Source organism: Tetragenococcus halophilus subsp. halophilus DSM 20339 (assembly GCF_003841405.1).
GTDB lineage: Bacteria > Bacillota > Bacilli > Lactobacillales > Enterococcaceae > Tetragenococcus > Tetragenococcus halophilus.
In genome coordinates this window covers 1,050,901-1,067,842 of record NZ_PXYA01000001.1, presented here as the reverse complement: position 1 = coordinate 1,067,842, position 16,942 = coordinate 1,050,901, and the positions used below count along the sequence as shown (strand labels likewise).

Annotated in this window: 11 protein-coding genes, 12 tRNA genes, 2 rRNA genes and 1 other annotated feature; of the genes, 21 read left to right on the top strand and 4 right to left on the bottom strand. The window is 38.1% G+C overall.

What is annotated here, in order from left to right:
• The first annotated feature begins 33 nt into the window (after window positions 1-33).
• The 14 genes from C7K42_RS05155 (at window position 34) to C7K42_RS05090 (ending at window position 4,237) form a co-directional block, all read left to right on the top strand.
• Window positions 34-2,945, top strand: a 23S ribosomal RNA gene (locus C7K42_RS05155).
• A gap of 83 nt (window positions 2,946-3,028) precedes the next feature.
• A 5S ribosomal RNA gene (rrf, locus tag C7K42_RS05150) occupies window positions 3,029-3,144 on the top strand.
• 5 nt (window positions 3,145-3,149) lie between these two features.
• Window positions 3,150-3,223, top strand: a tRNA-Asn gene (locus C7K42_RS05145).
• 47 nt (window positions 3,224-3,270) lie between these two features.
• Window positions 3,271-3,359, top strand: a tRNA-Ser gene (locus tag C7K42_RS05140).
• 11 nt (window positions 3,360-3,370) lie between these two features.
• Window positions 3,371-3,442 (top strand) — tRNA-Glu (locus C7K42_RS05135).
• 13 nt (window positions 3,443-3,455) lie between these two features.
• Window positions 3,456-3,528 (top strand) — tRNA-Val (locus C7K42_RS05130).
• A gap of 3 nt (window positions 3,529-3,531) precedes the next feature.
• A tRNA-Asp gene (locus tag C7K42_RS05125) sits at window positions 3,532-3,605 on the top strand.
• Window positions 3,606-3,627: 22 nt separating this feature from the next.
• Window positions 3,628-3,700: transfer RNA gene (locus C7K42_RS05120), tRNA-Phe, on the top strand.
• A 4-nt stretch (window positions 3,701-3,704) separates the two neighbouring features.
• Window positions 3,705-3,785, top strand: a tRNA-Tyr gene (locus C7K42_RS05115).
• A gap of 5 nt (window positions 3,786-3,790) precedes the next feature.
• Window positions 3,791-3,864, top strand: a tRNA-Trp gene (locus C7K42_RS05110).
• 2 nt (window positions 3,865-3,866) lie between these two features.
• Window positions 3,867-3,939 (top strand) — tRNA-His (locus tag C7K42_RS05105).
• Window positions 3,940-3,950: 11 nt separating this feature from the next.
• Window positions 3,951-4,022: transfer RNA gene (locus tag C7K42_RS05100), tRNA-Gln, on the top strand.
• A gap of 41 nt (window positions 4,023-4,063) precedes the next feature.
• Window positions 4,064-4,134, top strand: a tRNA-Cys gene (locus tag C7K42_RS05095).
• A gap of 18 nt (window positions 4,135-4,152) precedes the next feature.
• A tRNA-Leu gene (locus C7K42_RS05090) sits at window positions 4,153-4,237 on the top strand.
• A gap of 81 nt (window positions 4,238-4,318) precedes the next feature.
• Here the strand turns inward: C7K42_RS05090 and C7K42_RS05085 are convergent.
• Window positions 4,319-5,128, bottom strand: coding sequence for a PTS sugar transporter subunit IIA (locus C7K42_RS05085; protein ID WP_103097703.1), 810 nt, complete (start codon window positions 5,126-5,128; stop codon window positions 4,319-4,321).
• Window positions 5,129-5,353: 225 nt separating this feature from the next.
• Here C7K42_RS05085 and C7K42_RS05080 point away from each other — a divergent pair, with 225 nt between their 5' ends.
• Both C7K42_RS05080 and dsdA read left to right on the top strand, forming a co-directional pair.
• Window positions 5,354-6,013, top strand: coding sequence for an HAD family hydrolase (locus C7K42_RS05080; protein WP_124175398.1), 660 nt, complete (start codon window positions 5,354-5,356; stop codon window positions 6,011-6,013).
• Between the two features lie 375 nt (window positions 6,014-6,388).
• Window positions 6,389-7,738, top strand: a complete 1,350-nt coding sequence (dsdA, locus tag C7K42_RS05075) for a D-serine ammonia-lyase (protein ID WP_103084026.1) — start codon at window positions 6,389-6,391, stop codon at window positions 7,736-7,738.
• Between the two features lie 56 nt (window positions 7,739-7,794).
• Here dsdA and C7K42_RS05070 read toward each other — a convergent pair whose 3' ends face one another.
• The gene (locus C7K42_RS05070) at window positions 7,795-8,583 is read right to left on the bottom strand and encodes a glycyl-radical enzyme activating protein (RefSeq protein ID WP_103084025.1); all 789 of its coding nucleotides are present in this window, start codon (window positions 8,581-8,583) and stop codon (window positions 7,795-7,797) included.
• 150 nt (window positions 8,584-8,733) lie between these two features.
• On the opposite strand from C7K42_RS05070, the gene C7K42_RS05065 reads away from it, so the two are divergent.
• From C7K42_RS05065 to C7K42_RS05050, 4 genes are all read left to right on the top strand, one after another.
• On the top strand, window positions 8,734-9,477 hold the full coding sequence (locus C7K42_RS05065; protein WP_103084024.1) for a DeoR/GlpR family DNA-binding transcription regulator: 744 nt from the start codon (window positions 8,734-8,736) through the stop codon (window positions 9,475-9,477).
• A gap of 122 nt (window positions 9,478-9,599) precedes the next feature.
• Window positions 9,600-12,038: a glycyl radical protein gene (locus C7K42_RS05060; protein ID WP_103084023.1), complete on the top strand. Its 2,439-nt coding sequence runs from the start codon at window positions 9,600-9,602 to the stop codon at window positions 12,036-12,038.
• A 265-nt stretch (window positions 12,039-12,303) separates the two neighbouring features.
• On the top strand, window positions 12,304-12,486 hold the full coding sequence (locus tag C7K42_RS05055; protein ID WP_103084022.1) for a DUF6440 family protein: 183 nt from the start codon (window positions 12,304-12,306) through the stop codon (window positions 12,484-12,486).
• Between the two features lie 174 nt (window positions 12,487-12,660).
• The gene (locus tag C7K42_RS05050; protein WP_103084021.1) at window positions 12,661-13,563 is read left to right on the top strand and encodes a DUF2268 domain-containing putative Zn-dependent protease; all 903 of its coding nucleotides are present in this window, start codon (window positions 12,661-12,663) and stop codon (window positions 13,561-13,563) included.
• An 85-nt stretch (window positions 13,564-13,648) separates the two neighbouring features.
• Here C7K42_RS05050 and C7K42_RS05045 read toward each other — a convergent pair whose 3' ends face one another.
• Entirely contained in the window at window positions 13,649-13,996 is a 348-nt protein-coding gene (locus tag C7K42_RS05045) for a RidA family protein (protein ID WP_103084020.1), read from the bottom strand.
• A 106-nt stretch (window positions 13,997-14,102) separates the two neighbouring features.
• Window positions 14,103-14,332 (top strand) — a binding site (T-box leader).
• A gap of 57 nt (window positions 14,333-14,389) precedes the next feature.
• Here C7K42_RS05045 and C7K42_RS05040 point away from each other — a divergent pair.
• Window positions 14,390-15,214: a MetQ/NlpA family ABC transporter substrate-binding protein gene (locus C7K42_RS05040; protein ID WP_103097314.1), complete on the top strand. Its 825-nt coding sequence runs from the start codon at window positions 14,390-14,392 to the stop codon at window positions 15,212-15,214.
• A 136-nt stretch (window positions 15,215-15,350) separates the two neighbouring features.
• Here the strand turns inward: C7K42_RS05040 and C7K42_RS05035 are convergent, their stop codons facing one another.
• A complete protein-coding gene (locus C7K42_RS05035) occupies window positions 15,351-16,898 on the bottom strand; it encodes a helix-turn-helix domain-containing protein (protein WP_103099698.1) in 1,548 nt (515 codons plus the stop codon).
• Between the last annotated feature and the right edge of the window lie 44 nt (window positions 16,899-16,942).

The following is a 16,942-nucleotide window of genomic DNA, read 5'->3' as shown; positions in this document are numbered from 1 at the left end:
CTTCGAGAAACCCTTGACCGCAAGGTCAAGTCAGGTTAAGTAAGAAAGGGCGCACGGCGGATGCCTTGGCACTAGGAGCCGATGAAGGACGGGACCAACACCGATATGCTCTGGGGAGCTGTAAGTAAGCTAGGATCCAGAGATTTCCGAATGGGGAAACCTCGCATTTTTCATCGAATGCGGCTTGTGCTGTGAATAGATAGCAGGCAAGCGGAAGACGCAGTGAACTGAAACATCTTAGTAGCTGCAGGAAGAAAAAGAAAAATCGATTCCCTGAGTAGCGGCGAGCGAAACGGGAACAGCCCAAACCAGGATGCTTGCATTCTGGGGTTGTAGGACGTTTATGAACGGATGGGAATGTTAGCCGAAGGCTTTGGGAAAAGCCGCCGGAGCGGGTAAGAGCCCCGTAGGCGAAAACAATCAAGTCCGTAAACGGATCCTGAGTACGACGGGACACGCGAAATGCCGTCGGAAACCGGGAGGACCATCTCCCAAGGCTAAATACTCCCTAGTGACCGATAGTGAACCAGTACCGTGAGGGAAAGGTGAAAAGCACCCCGGAAGGGGAGTGAAAGAGAACCTGAAACCGTGTGCTTACAAGGAGTTAGAGCCCGTTAATGGGTGATAGCGTGCCTTTTGCAGAATGAACCGGCGAGTTGCGCTGGCTGGCGAGGTTAAGTCTGAAAAGACGGAGCCGCAGCGAAAGCGAGTCTGAAATGGGCGTTGAGTCAGACGGCGCAGACCCGAAACCAGGTGATCTACCCATGTCCAGGTTGAAGGTGCGGTAAAACGCACTGGAGGACCGAACCCACGTACGTTGAAAAGTGCGGGGATGAGATGTGGGTAGCGGAGAAATTCCAAACGAACTTGGAGATAGCTGGTTCTCTCCGAAATAGCTTTAGGGCTAGCGTCAAGGAAGCAATGATGGAGGTAGAGCACTGTTTGGACGAGGGGCCCGTCTTGGGTTACCGAATCCAGATAAACTCCGAATGCCATTGATTGACCCTTGGCAGTCAGACGGTGAGTGATAAGATCCATCGTCGAAAGGGAAACAGCCCAGACCACCAGCTAAGGCCCCTAAATGTATGTTAAGTGGAAAAGGAGGTGGGGTTGCTTAGACAACTAGGATGTTGGCTTAGAAGCAGCCATCATTGAAAGAGTGCGTAATAGCTCACTAGTCGAGTGACCCTGCGCCGAAAATGTACCGGGGCTAAACATACTGCCGAAGCTGTGGAAAACACCTTAGGTGTTTTGGTAGGAGAGCGTTCTAAGGGCGGTGAAGGTCGACTGAGAAGACGGCTGGAGCGCTTAGAAGTGAGAATGCCGGTATGAGTAGCGAAAGACAGGTGAGAATCCTGTCCACCGTAAGACGAAGGTTTCCTGGGGAAGGCTCGTCCGCCCAGGGTTAGTCGGGACCTAAGCTGAGGCCGAAAGGCGTAAGCGATGGCCAACAGGTTGATATTCCTGTACCTGTTATCTTCATTTGAGTGATGGAGGGACGCAGGAGGCAAAAGAAAGCAGACGAATGGAAAGGTCTGTCCAAGCAGTAAATCGGAGAAAGAGTCAAAGGCTTTTTCTTGTCAACGACAAGCTGTGACGGGGAGGGAAATTTAAGTACCGAAGTTCTGGCGTCACACTGCCAAGAAAAACTTCTAGCAAGAAGGTAATGGCCCGTACCGCAAACCGACACAGGTCGTCGAGGAGAGTATCCTCAGGTGAGCGAGCGAACTCTCGTTAAGGAACTCGGCAAAATGACCCCGTAACTTCGGGAGAAGGGGTGCTGCTCTAACGAGCAGCCGCAGTGAATAGGCCCAAGCGACTGTTTATCAAAAACACAGGTCTCTGCAAAATCGTAAGATGACGTATAGGGGCTGACGCCTGCCCGGTGCTGGAAGGTTAAGAGGAGTGCTTAGCGTAAGCGAAGGTACGAATTGAAGCCCAGTAAACGGCGGCCGTAACTATAACGGTCCTAAGGTAGCGAAATTCCTTGTCGGGTAAGTTCCGACCCGCACGAAAGGCGCAACGATTTGGGCACTGTCTCAACGAGAGACTCGGTGAAATTTTAGTACCTGTGAAAATGCAGGTTACCCGCGACAGGACGGAAAGACCCCATGGAGCTTTACTGTAATTTGATATTGGGTGTCTGTGATGCATGTACAGCATAGGTAGGAGCCGTAGAATTCGGGACGCGAGTCTCGAAGGAGGCATCCGTGGGATACTACCCTTGCATTATGGCCACTCTAACCCGCGCCACTGATCGTGGCGGGAGACAGTGTCAGATGGGCAGTTTGACTGGGGCGGTCGCCTCCTAAAAAGTAACGGAGGCGCCCCAAGGTTCCCTCAGAATGGTTGGAAATCATTCAAAGAGTGTAAAGGCAGAAGGGAGCTTGACTGTGAGAGCAACAACTCGAGCAGGGACGAAAGTCGGGCTTAGTGATCCGGTGGTTCCGCATGGAAGGGCCATCGCTCAACGGATAAAAGCTACCCTGGGGATAACAGGCTTATCTCCCCCAAGAGTCCACATCGACGGGGAGGTTTGGCACCTCGATGTCGGCTCGTCGCATCCTGGGGCTGTAGTCGGTCCCAAGGGTTGGGCTGTTCGCCCATTAAAGCGGCACGCGAGCTGGGTTCAGAACGTCGTGAGACAGTTCGGTCCCTATCCGTCGCGGGCGTAGGAAATTTGCGAGGCGCTGTCCTTAGTACGAGAGGACCGGGATGGACCTACCGCTGGTGGACCAGTTGTCGTGCCAACGGCATCGCTGGGTAGCTAAGTAGGGCAGGAATAAACGCTGAAAGCATCTAAGCGTGAAGTCCCCCTCAAGATGAGATTTCCCCTTTCTAAAAGAAAGTAAGATCCCTGAGAGAAGATCAGGTAGATAGGTTCGAAGTGGAAGACCCGCGAGGGTTGGAGCGGACGAATACTAATCGATCGAGGACTTAACCACAAAGGTTTGTGGATTTTCGGTTCATTGAAGTTGTTTTTCATCCAGTTTTGAGGGAACCAAAAGGTTCACTCAACGTCAAGTTGTGTGGTGATGATGGCAAGAAGGAGACACCTGTTCCCATGCCGAACACAGTCGTTAAGCTTCTTAGCGCCAATTGTAGTGAGGGGCTTCCCCTTGTGAGAGTAGGACATCGCCACGCATTATTCCGGCATAGCTCAGTTGGTAGTAGCGCATGACTGTTAATCATGATGTCGTAGGTTCGAGTCCTACTGCCGGAGTTCTCTAATGAGAATATTATTTGAAGAGTTTGGGCTTCTTTGAGCTTGGAGAGTTGTCCGAGAGGCCGAAGGAGCATGATTGGAAATCATGTAGATGGTATTCACTGTCTCAAGGGTTCGAATCCCTTACTCTCCGTAACCAAGTTTGGTCCGTTGGTCAAGAGGTTAAGACACCGCCCTTTCACGGCGGTATCACGGGTTCGAATCCCGTACGGACCATTGACTGATAGTTGGAGGTTTAGCTCAGCTGGGAGAGCATCTGCCTTACAAGCAGAGGGTCATAGGTTCGAGCCCTATAACCTCCATACGGTCTGGTAGTTCAGCTGGTTAGAATGCCTGCCTGTCACGCAGGAGGTCGCGGGTTCGAGTCCCGTCCAGACCGTTGTTTTTAGTTTTACAGTGTTGGATCGATAGCTCAGTCGGTAGAGCAACGGATTGAAGCTCCGTGTGTCGGCAGTTCGATTCTGTCTCGATCCATTATGGAGGAGTAGCGAAGTGGCTAAACGCGGCGGACTGTAAATCCGTTCCTTCGGGTTCAAAGGTTCGAATCCTTTCTCCTCCATTTATAGGGACATAGTTCAATGGTAGAACAACGGTCTCCAAAACCGTCGATGCGGGTTCAATCCCTGCTGTCCCTGCCATGGCGAATATGGCGAAGTGGTTAACGCACCGGATTGTGGCTCCGGCACGCGTGGGTTCGATCCCCACTATTCGCCCTTAGTATTATTGGGATATAGCCAAGCGGTAAGGCAATGGACTTTGACTCCATCATGCGCTGGTTCGAATCCAGCTATCCCAGTTGGTTTGCCTATTGAAAAATGGAATTTTTAATAGTATGATGGCGGTATAGCCAAGTGGTAAGGCAGAGGTCTGCAAAACCTTTATCACCGGTTCAAATCCGGTTACCGCCTTAGTACTAATAGTATTTTGCCGGCGTGGCGGAATTGGCAGACGCGCTGGACTCAAAATCCAGTGCCCGTTAAGGGCGTGTCGGTTCGACCCCGACCGCCGGTATAAAAATTAAGCGACAAACATTGAATTATCCGTGTTTGTCGCTTTTTTGTATCCAATTTTATTATTTAATATACCATAAATTTATTTTAAAATGATTTTTCCGATTAACTCGTTCAAACCGACTTTTTTATCATCGATCAAGTCTAGTGATTCAATTAAATTCGGCAAGAGTGTAATAAAGAGAATATCTGTCGTTTTCTTTTTTGTAAGAATATAGTTTAAGTCTATCTCTGTTAGTAGATCACCGGCTTTGACATTTTGGTTTAATTTGACCGTATTATGAAAACCGTGTCCATTTAAATCAATGGTATCAATTCCTATATGAATTAAATATTCGATCTTATTTTCATCTTGAATACCAATAGCATGTTTAGTCGGAAACAAACTTACAATTTTACCATCAACTGGTGAGTAAACATTACCTTCAAAAGGCGTAACCGCAAAGCCATCCCCTAAAGTTTTATTAGAATAAACACTATCATCTACTTCCTCGATATATTTTAATTTTCCTTTTGCCAAAGGATAGAGAGGGATCGTAGTATTTTTCGTTTTATTATCATTTAGTTCTTTTCGGGTAATACTTTTGAACATTAAGCTTATAGGGCTTTTATTCGTTTCAAATAATCCAACAATGTTTATTGAAATACTTGGTTCTAGGCTATTAAATGTTCGTTTTTTATTTATATGATAAAAGATGAGACAAAACAAAATAGACAAAATTGTTCCTAAAAAGACGAAAGAGAATAAATTTTTATGATTCTTTTCTATTACTTCCCAAGAAAGCTGCAAACTTAATAAATAACTAGACAAAAGAAAAACAATACTATATTTTAACTGCTTAACGTGTGAAATAGTTGCTGTCCTGGTCTGAGGAAAACGTTTGTCTTTCATACTAACTCACCTTTCTCATAAATTTTAATCAAGTAATTTACTTATCATCTTTATTATAATTTAGCATAAATGGTTTCTAACGTAAAATATTTAGTTTCGTACGAAAATAGTTGTTTTTCTTTTAAAAACAAAAAGATGATTTACAAAATATCATAAAATAATTTTAAATGAAATTTGTGATACAATGATTTTAAACAAAAGATTAAATAAAAATGGGGTGGGCAAATGCAGTCATTTATTTTCGACTTTAATGGTACATTGTTTAGTGATTCGTCCTTACATGAACGGGCTTGGCAAGAATTTATTTTTGAACTTATAGGGCGTAAATTTTCTAAAGAAGAATTCGATCAAATTCATGGGCGTACCAATCATTTGAATATGGAGGCAATTTTAGGAGAGAAACTTTCGAAAGAAAAAGCAAATCAACTGTCAGAAAAAAAGGAAGCGATTTATCGTGATTTAGTTTTAAAAGAGCAACAAACCCAGTTAATTGAAGGTGTCACTGACTACCTTGATTTTTTAAAGAATAAGCAACAACTAATGAATATTGCGACAGTTTCACCTAAAGTAAATTTAGATTTTTATTTTGAATTATTTCAATTAGATCGATGGTTTGACTATCATCATGTGGTTTATAATGATGGAACACTAGCAAGTAAACCAGCTCCTGATTTTTACATTCAAGCAGCCCTGAATGTAGGCGCTGATCCTAGACAGATGGTGATCTTTGAAGATTCACCCATTGGTTTACAAGGCGCTTATAATGCACAGGCTAATAAAATTATTGCGGTGGCCACAGGCAATAACCACAAGAAATTAGAAGGAACAGGGCTGGTCGATTTTGTTATCGACGATTTTACTGAAGCTCGTATTAGAGAGATATAAAAAGACGAGTAAATAAATATATTTACTACATGGATAACGATTACAAGGAATGAAAATAATGAAACCGCATAATCCTGAAATCGATAAAGTCATTGTGCTTGTGTCCATGGAAATATTGAAACTTCGTTGTCTCTTTTTCAATTAGCTCAAATTGCTGCTTATAGACCCTATCATTTTTCTCGTATTTTTAAGCAGCAGGCAGGTCTGCCCCTTATGTCACTTCTTTCAAAATACAAAAAGCAAAGGAACTATTATTAACGGAGGTAAAAATATTATATAGTTTTATTGTTTAGATAGGCTTGATTTGCAAAACTACCCTCATTGTGATTATCATATTATAGTAGAACATTATTTACTATAAGGAGATAATATTAGATGGCACTAGACAAAGAGGATATTTTATCTGCAATTAAAAATGAAACAGAATTATTTTGGTTAAATGAGGAATTATTACCAATAAAAGAGGCAAATCAAAAAACAAAATATTCTTTTGATGATATTCAAGATGCGGAAGCACGTTTACAACGTTTTTCCAGTTTTATAAGAAAGGCATATCCTGAAACTGAAGAGGCGTCTGGCATTATTGAGTCAACGATAAGCGAAATACCCAACATGCGAAAATTCTTAGATGAAAAGTATCAAAATAAACTTAAAGGTTCTTTTTATTTAAAACGAGATGATCAATTACCCATTTCTGGTACTGTTAAAGCCAGAGGGGCGATATATGAGGTTTTGAAACATGCTGAAAAGCTGGCTTTAGAACACGGCATGTTGACTAGCACAAAAGAAGACTATTCTGTATTTGCTAGCCCAGAGTTCCAAAACTTTTTCTCTAATTATAATTTAACTGTAGGAACCACAGGGAATTTAGGAATTAGTGTTGGTACAATGGGAAGAAAGTTAGGCTTTGATGTAACTGTTCATATGTCTATAGAAGCAAAAGAATGGAAAAAACAATATTTACGTAATTTAGGCGTAAACGTTATTGAACATGAATCGAATTTTTCTTTAGCTGTTAATAAAGGACGTGCGCTTTCAGAAGCCGATCCTAAAAGCTATTTTGTGGATGATGAAAATTCTGAAACTTTGTTTTTGGGCTATACAGTTGGTGGCTATCGCATGAAAAATCAGCTTAATCAAAATGGAATTACAGTAGACAAAGAGCATCCGCTATTCGTTTATTTGCCTTGTGGTATCGGCGGTGCTCCTAGTGGAGTGACATTCGGTCTTAAACAAGCTTTTGGTGATAATGTTCATTGTATCTTTGCAGAACCTACTAAAATGCCAAGTATGTTGATTGGTTTGGCTTCTCATCGATTTAATAACGTTTCTGTAGAAGATATCGGTTTAGGCGGAATTACAGTAGCTGATGGTTTGGCTGTGCCAAGAACTTCTGCCCTTGTTTCTCAATTGATTCGCTATTACTTTAGTGCTGGTTACACGCTTCAAGATGAAACGTTTAAACGGTTATTGTGGAACCTATATAATACAGAATCTATTTTCTTAGAACCAGCGGCTGTTGCGGGAGTTGCAGGGCCTTATGCTTTGATGCTAACAAAAGCAGGGCAAAATTATATTAAGGCACACGACCTGCAAGACAAATTAGATAATGCTACCCATATTGCATGGGCAACAGGCGGTTCGATGGTTCCGGCAGATTATAGAGAAGAATTTATTGCAGAAGGAAAACAAGCAGAAAAAAATCAACCGAGTCCAGTAAGATAAAGCCATTAAACCTATATTTTAGAAAAAGCGCTAGTTCAGCTGAATTAGCGCTTTTTCTATCTTACAAGACATGAGATGTTGTGTTCTTTCATAATTTTTCTAAAGTAATCCAAGTCCTCAGTATGAAGCTGCGGGATACCTTGCATTTCATATTTACGATTTAAATTTTCATATTTTTTCTGCCCAAATTGATGAAAAGGTAATAGTTCTATATTTTCAACGCCCATTTGCTTAAACAAACGGGCAAATTGTCGGGCATCTTCCAAACTATCATTAAAGTGAGGGATGACAGGTATACGTACTGTTAGGTCCTTTTGTTTTTCTAAAGCTAAAGCTAGATTTTTTAAGATTAGTTTGTTGGTCGTACCAATGCCTTGGCGATGCTTATTAGGATCGTAATGCTTTACATCAAAATACAAAGTATCTACTTGTGCAATAAATTTTTCAAAAATGTGAGGATTAGCTTGACCTGTGGTTTCTGAAGCTGTATGGATTCCCTTAGCTTTTAACTGTTTTAACAGTTCAGTAGCAAATGCGGCCTGATACAATACTTCCCCTCCTGAAAGAGTGACGCCACCACCAGATTCTTCATAAAAAGGAAGGTCTTTCATGACTTCTTCTATGATTTCATCAATTGTTTTATATTCACCAACAGTGGTGTATGTTTTTTGCTGCTCATCCCACATTTTTTCTACCTTACCACTTTGTGATTCAGGGTTAGCACACCAGTAGCAACGTAAAGGACAGCCCTTGAAAAAGACCACTGTACGAATGCCCGGGCCATCATGGATACTGAACTTTTGAATATTAAAAATACAGGCCTGTGGTGGTGTTTTTGTTGTCATATAAATCCCCTTCTTTTTTTATCAAGTTTATAATATCACAAAAACTAACATACGTAAAATATAAATGTTACGAATGAAACCATTGTATAGAAAAATTGTTAGGTATTTATAAATATGGTATTCTTAATAAAATAAAAGTGAGGGATAGAGATGTCTCGAGAAGAAGAAATTATTGCCATTGTAAGTGAAAATAAAAAAATAGAAGTTAACGAATTAGCTGATCAATTAGAGGTATCACGGGTTACGGTCCGTAAAGATTTGGATAAATTAGAAGAAAGAGGGATTCTTCATCGACAACATGGTTTTGCTGTATTAAATAGTCAGGATGATATCAACTACCGTTTAGCAATTAATTATGATTTAAAAAGAAAAATTGCTAAAGAAGCAGCAAAATTGGTGAAAGATGGCGAAACCGTAATGATTGAATCTGGTTCAACTTGTACGTTGTTAGCAGAAGAATTAGCTTATCGTAAAAATGATGTAACAATTATTACTAACTCTAATTTTATCGCTTCTTATATTAGAAAAGCTGAAGCGGTTAAAGTATTATTGATTGGCGGGGAATATCAAAAAGATTCGCAAGTGAATGTAGGACCACTGGTAAAAAAAGTAATCAGTGAATTTCACGTTGATAAGTTATTTGTGGGAATTGATGGCTTTGATGAAAAAAGAGGGTTCACTGGCAGCGATGTAACCCGTTCTGATACAGCCAATACTTTGATGAATTCTGCTAACCACACGATTGTCTTAACTGATTCAAGTAAGTTTTTGCAAGTAGGCGTTGTCTCGGAATTTGCATTTGATAAAATTTCGATGGTATATACAGATAATCGTATAGAAAAAGAAATAATAAGATTTTTAGAAAAGCAAGCAATCCAAGTTATTACTGTCTAGTTAATTCAAAGGGCTGTGTTCAGCTCTTTTTTTTAAGGTTATTTTTGAGTTTTGTGAAGAAATATGCTATATTTATTACGAAAGAAAGTTAAATGGTTTCAAATGAAAAAAGGAGAATCAATATGGTGATTCAAACAACAGAAAAAGTAACTGGTGAGTCGCAGCATTTTGGATTATTGTCAAATCGTATGAATGAATATCGCGAATCTGTGTTAGAAAAGAAGCCTTATATTTGTGCAGAAAGAGCTTTGTTAGCAACTGAAGCTTATAAGAAGAATCAGAACCAGCCAAATGTTTTAAAACGTGCTTTGATGCTGCAAAATATTTTAGATAAAATGTCTATTTATATTGAAGATCAAACGTTAATCGTCGGTAATCAAGCAGGTTCAAACAGAGATGCACCGATTTTTCCGGAATACACATTAGATTTTGTTGTGAATGAATTAGATACATTTGAAAAAAGAGATGGTGACGTATTCTATATTACAGAAAAAACCAAAGAACAAATCCGTTCTATCGCGCCTTTTTGGGAAAATAATAATTTACGTGCCAGAGCAGGTGCATTGCTACCTGATGAAGTTGGTGTATTTATGGAAACTGGATTTTTTGGTATGGAAGGAAAAATGAATTCTGGAGATGCTCACTTAGCGGTTGATTACCAGCAATTACTTGAAGTTGGCTTGAAAGGCTATGAAATACGAACATTAAAGGCTAAAGCGGCATTAGACTTAACTGAACCAGAAAGTATCGACAAATATCATTTTTATGACGCGATTTTAATTGTCATTGATGCTGTGAAAAATTTCGCAAGGCGTTATGCGAAATTGGCAGAAGCAATGGCAGAAACAGCTGATACAAAACGGGGCGCAGAATTACTTGAAATAAGCCGCATCTGTAACAAAGTACCTTATGAGCCAGCTGAAACTTTTACCGAAGCCATACAAGCTACTTGGTTTATCCAGTTGATTTTACAAATTGAATCCAATGGTCATTCTTTGTCTTACGGACGTTTCGATCAGTACATGTACCCTTATTTGAAAGCGGATTTAGATAAAGGTACTATGACTGAAGATAAAGCGGTTGAGCTATTGACTAATTTATGGATAAAAACCTTAACGATTAATAAAGTACGTAGTCAATCACATACTTATAGTAGCGCCGGAAGTCCTTTGTATCAGAATGTTACAGTTGGCGGCCAAACAAGGGATAAAAAAGACGCGGTTAATAAACTATCATTTTTAGTTTTACGTAGTGTAGCTCAAACCAAATTAACACAACCTAATTTGACTGTACGTTATCATGCAGCCTTGAATAAAGACTTTATGAATGAAGCAATTGAAGTGATGAAGCTAGGTTTTGGTATGCCTGCTTTTAATAGCGATGAGGTGATCATTCCGTCATTTATTAAATATGGCGTAGCAGAAGAAGATGCTTACGATTATAGTGCTATTGGTTGTGTAGAAACGGCTGTTCCAGGGAAGTGGGGCTATCGTTGCACGGGGATGAGTTATATGAACTTTCCTAAGATTTTAATGATCGCCATGAACGATGGAATCGATCCCGTATCAAACCGACGTTTTACCAAAGGGCATGGCTATTTCAAAAATATGAAAACTTTTCCCGAATTAGAAGATTCTTGGGATAAAACTGTGCGCGAATTAACACGGATGAGTGTTATCGTCGAAAATGCGATCGATTTAGGTATTGAAAGAGAAGTCCCCGACATTTTATGTTCTACTTTGACAGAGGATTGTATTGGTAGGGGTAAGACGATTAAAGCAGGTGGAGCTGTTTATGACTTTATCTCAGGGCTACAAGTAGGTATTGCTAATTTAGCAGACGCATTAGCGGCCATTAAAAAGCTCGTTTTTGAAGAAGGAAAAGTGTCTCAAGATGAACTTTGGCAAGCTTTGATGACAAACTGGGAAAGCAAACGAAGTCAAGAAATCCAACAAATGATTCTTCGCGAAGTGCCTAAGTATGGAAATGATAATGATTATACTGATCAATTAGCGTCTAAAGCTTATGATAGCTATATTGATGAGATCAAAAAATATCCGAATACACGTTATGGACGTGGTCCTATTGGAGGAATTCGTTATTCGGGGACTTCGTCGATTTCAGCAAATGTGGGTCAAGGACGCGGGACAATGGCTACACCTGATGGGCGTAAGGCTTGGACGCCTTTAGCAGAAGGGTGCTCGCCTTCACATAATATGGATCAAAACGGCCCCACCGCTGTGCTAAAAAGTGTATCTAAACTACCGACAGAAGATATTGTGGGCGGTGTTTTATTAAACCAAAAAGTAAATCCACAAACATTGGTTAAAGAAGAAGACAAGCAAAAATTAATTATGTTGATACGAACGTTTTTTAATAAATTAAATGGCTACCATATTCAATATAATGTTGTATCTAGAAAAACATTGGTTGACGCGCAAAAACATCCAGAAAAACACCGCGATTTAATTGTGCGGGTAGCAGGTTATTCTGCATTCTTCAATGTGTTATCAAAAGCAACACAAGATGATATTATTGAACGAACCGAACATGCAGTATAAAAGCTTCAATGAGGGCAGCCAAAGATAGGTTGTCCTTATTTTTTGTTTAAAAATTGATTTATTGTGTTTTTAAGGTTAGAAATGTTGTTCGTTCCAATGAAAAAGAAGGAAAGTGTAGACTTTTTTCATTTAAGAAAGATCGCTGCTTTTTGTGAAATTCTCCTTATTTATGTATAAAAATGTTAGAATAAGGATAAGAAGATTAGTCCATAACGAGACATTTGCTAAGGATCATTAGTGATGTAAGAAGAAAGGAGGCAACGATATGTCAGAAAAACGATTTGAAGAAGTTTATAAGCAAGGAAAATTAACGGCGGAAAAAATTATACGTGATAATGAAACAGGCGTTTTGTATTTAGTCTATCAAGAAGGATATGGTATGGGACTGACTGTTATGGTTGATAAAGATGGAAAACCATTAGTGGATGAGTCTTTTACAGAAGAATGAAAGGATTAATAATTGTCAGTTTTAAATACTGCTAAGAGATTTTACGAACGTTTTGAAAAAACGCTTTGTGAAATCTCTTTTTTTATTTGACTATTGAGTTTAACGCTGCGTAATACCTTACAGTTTTAGATAAGAAATTCTTATTTATAATCAAAATAAAAGAGGGCGGTAGCGATGAAATTTTTAGTAGAAGATACGATTAAACAATATGAACAGTTGTTTTCTATGAATAGTGATAGAGATAGACAGAATTACTTTCGATATTCCATGATGAAACCATTTGAAAAAATGTGGGGAACAATTAATGTTCCTTTAGAGGCGAAAGAACTGAATGGATATGATGTAATCATGGCGACTAATATGTTGGGTTATCTTGATGTATCGGAAACTGGCACAGGGAAGAAAGCCTTAGAGAAGCTAAAAGAAATACAAGTGCTTGAAACAGCCAATAATACATTGGAGGATTGTATTTATTTTATGAAAGAAAATAATTTAAGTATAAATGCTGATAAATTAAGACTTGGAATGTATATAGCCGATCCAAAGAAACTTGAATTACAAAAAAACTATTGTGGATTTGGTGGCATTCCGGGGTTTATACAGGTGTCTATTTATCCCAATTCCTATAATATCCCTAAAATTCCTGCTGTCATTGCCCATGAGTTTAACCATAATATTCGCTTTTCTTATTTTGACTGGAATCATGGCGATGTAACCGTTGGTGACTATATAATTATAGAAGGATTAGCAGAGTCATTTGCTAAAGAGCTTTATGGAGCAGAGTTTTTAGGGCCTTGGGTCACCTCCTTTGATAAAGAAGATTTAGACTATTCTATTGAGGTAATAAAAGATGCATTAGATGTTAAAGGATTTGCGGAAGTTAGTAGCTATATGTTTGGTGATAAAATTTCAGTAAAACAAGGCTATAAACCTGTAGGGTTATCACCCTTTGCTGGTTATGCTGTAGGGTTTCAAGCTGTACAATCTTTTATGAAAGAAAACAATATAGGGATTGCAGAAGCAAGCTTGTTGGAAACAAAAGAAATAATGAATCATTGTGGAGTGTTTATCAAATAAAAATGTAATTATAGAAGACAAATAGAAAAACGACTTTGTTCCTAAAATGAAGGGAGCTAAGTCGTTTCTTTCTTTAAAATAAAAATTATTCGACTTTAGCAAAACTTGCCGTTGCGTCGATTTCTATTTTAAATTGCTCATTAATTAGTCCAGCTACAACGACCAATGTCACTGCTGGTTTTATTTCACCAAAGATTTCAGTCACTACAGACCGTACATCAGGTAGGTAGGAAGCATCAGTAATGTAAACATTCACTTTTACTAGATTCGTTAAGTCAAGATTATGTTCTGCAATAAGTGAATTAATCTTCTGTAGTACAATATGTGTTTGATCTTGAATACTATCTGGAATATTATTATTTTCTTCAGGGGTTTGTCCGGAAATAAATAAAAATGGCGCGTTAGAAACTAAAGAATTCGTATAAATGGGCATAGTAATAACCTCCTCCTATAATAAAGTTAGTATAGCATGAATTTGTTCATTTTTTTCATGTTCTATTGACAATTCCACTTATCTCCTGTAATTTTCAGAAAAATATAAAAATTCTGCGAAGAGAAAAGTAGATTTGAAAAACATTTAGAGAGATCTTGGTTGGTGAAAAAGATTTGTTGGAAGAGTTGAAAATGGTCTCTGAGAAGAACTGTTGATAAGTAAGCAGTTTCGGGTTAAGTCCACCTGTTAACAAAGGACACCGATAGTAGCAGGTTTGTCGGCATAAGAGAAGGAAACTTCTAAAAAAAGGTGGTACCACGATTATTCGTCCTTTTATCAGTATTTCATTGCTGGTAAAAGGACTTTTTTTATCTAAAAAAAGGAGGAGATGGAATGAAAAAGGGATGGAAAAAGGTAGTCACAAGTTTTTTAACAATTGGAGCAGTAACTTTATTAGGTGCTTGCGGATCAGGAAGTGATTCTGAAGAGTCACAAACAGTTAGGTTAGGTGTTGTAGGTGAAAATAATGAACCCTGGGAATACGTACAGGATGAACTCAAAGAAAATGAAAATATTGATTTAGAAATTGTTACCTTTACAGATTATCGTGGTCCGATTACAGCTTTAGAAGACGGTTCAATTGACCTACACTCTTCTTTAACGGAAATTTTTATGGATGAAGTAAATGAAGAAGGAGGTTTTAATAATACAACTATCGCTTATACAACGTTGAACCCATTAGGTATTTTTTCTGATAAAATGGATGATGTAGAAGATTTAGAAGATGGGGCGACTGTAGCGATTCCTAACGATGTTTCCAATGAGAGCCGAGCGTTATTATTGTTACAAGAAGCAGACTTAATTGAAGTGGATGAAGAAAAAGGGAATATGCCGACGGTAAACGATATTACGGCTAACCCTAAAAATTTACAGTTTGAAGAGCTGGATGCAAATCAGACCATTCGTTCATTAGGAGATGTAGATATCGCTTGTGTCAACAATAATGTTGCAGTAGATGCGGGTTTTACGCCAACAGAAGAAGCTATTTTCTTGGAACCTGTCGCAGAATCTTCTCAACCTTATTATAACGTAATCGCAGCACGGGAAGATGAAACAGACAATCAAGTATATCAGACGATCGTAGATTATTACCAAACCGAAGAAGTTAAAGAAGTGATTGCAGATACAACGGATGGTTCAAGTATACCTGTTTGGTAAGTTAAGATTAACTGTGATTGAATTAGCAAAGTAATTGAACACTATCTTATTAATAGCAAAGCAAGCCTAGCGCTTATTAAGTGTAGCTTGCTTTGTTTTAATATTTATATTTTTCCCATCGCTAAAGTTTGATTGATTAAACAAAAAAATTAGCATAATGCTCTTTTAAATAGCTAGTTAGGTTCTCAGCTGAAATTTCTTTGATTTCGTTTACGAACTGTTCAGTAATTATTTTTCTTTGAAAGTTATAAGAAAAGTTTAGTTTTGCTAAGTATTCAATGTCTTCTGAATGAAAGTAATAATTTACCTTAATGTTTGAGAAACCATTTTCGTCTAAAATAGTAGAGATCCGGTTGGAAAAAGTAATTAAATTATCGTACTTTAAATTTTTCAATTGGTAGATTTCATTAATATTCAAAATAGCTATTACTTTGGTGTCAAAAAAATAAACCAATTGTTGAGAAAAGAAATTTCCCTTTTCTTTGGCCGAATTTGTAATAACGACAACTTTTTTTAGATTTCTACCAGCAATTTTGTTTTTTAATACATGATTTCTAAAAAGTAAGGTTAACGTACTGAGCTGATATTGGTCTAGTTTGATACCCCTTGGCAGATACTCTTGGTAACAATAGTCCACTAGCTGGTATAAAAAAGAAAATTCTTTTTTTACGTCGTCCAATTTATTGTCATAAAAGTCATAATCTAAAAAATTGCGTACAAGACATTTGTACAAATACTGTTCAATCTCTTGATCTAGTTCTTCCCGAGAATAAAAGGTAGTAATAATACGCTCTTCAACATATTGTACAAATTGTTTACGTATACTAATGACAAGTTCATCTTTTGGATAAAAGTTTTCTCCATTGTTATCTAGACTTGCTAAGACATTACTAAAGGAAAAGTTTTCTTCAGCTTGGTTAAATAAAGAAAAAGTTTGAATTTTTACTGGAGACGCATGTTTTTTTGTAATAAAATAATTATTTTCGGTTCTATGTAGGCTGATGAAATAATAGACATACAGAAATTTCATTGAAGTATAATTAAAAGATAATTGATACTCACGTAATAAGTTATTTAAACGCTGTTTATTGCTGTCTTTTTTTAAGAGATTTTTTGCATATTGATATATAAGTTGCTGAACTGGATTGTTTGCTTGCCGAGAAATAATCTGATTCTCTTCGTTAAGTTCAATAACCTGGCTTAGAATTTGTGCAGTTTTTATGCGTAAAGTAAGCTCGTCACCAACGATAGTGACTCCTTTTCCTCTTAAAGAAAGAAGAGATAATTGACCTTTTTCAAGTTCTTTTGAAAAAGTCGCACGGTCCTTTTTCTTTGTTGATTGACTAATTTCAAGAGTTTGGTAAAGCTTTGTTAAATTGGCTTTATTATCGATCATAGTAATAATGTATAATAGTTCGAGACGTTCTTTCCAAGCGGGAGAAAAATCATTAATGGACAAACCTTGAATAAAAGAAACAAACGCATCATAACTCATTTGGTTTATTATTTTTGATTCGGTTACTACAAATTGTAAAGACGGTTGAAGACATTCGTTTAAGGAGTGAACTGTTCGACAAATAGTAGCAACAGAGCGCCCTGTTTTAATGGACAATTGATTAAGGGTTATTTGTTGGGCTTCTTGAATTCGATTTCCTAAATATAATGCAAAAGAACTAACTGTCATAAAATCAACTCCTGAGTTTAGTATAGCATTTTTTGCAAGTAGCT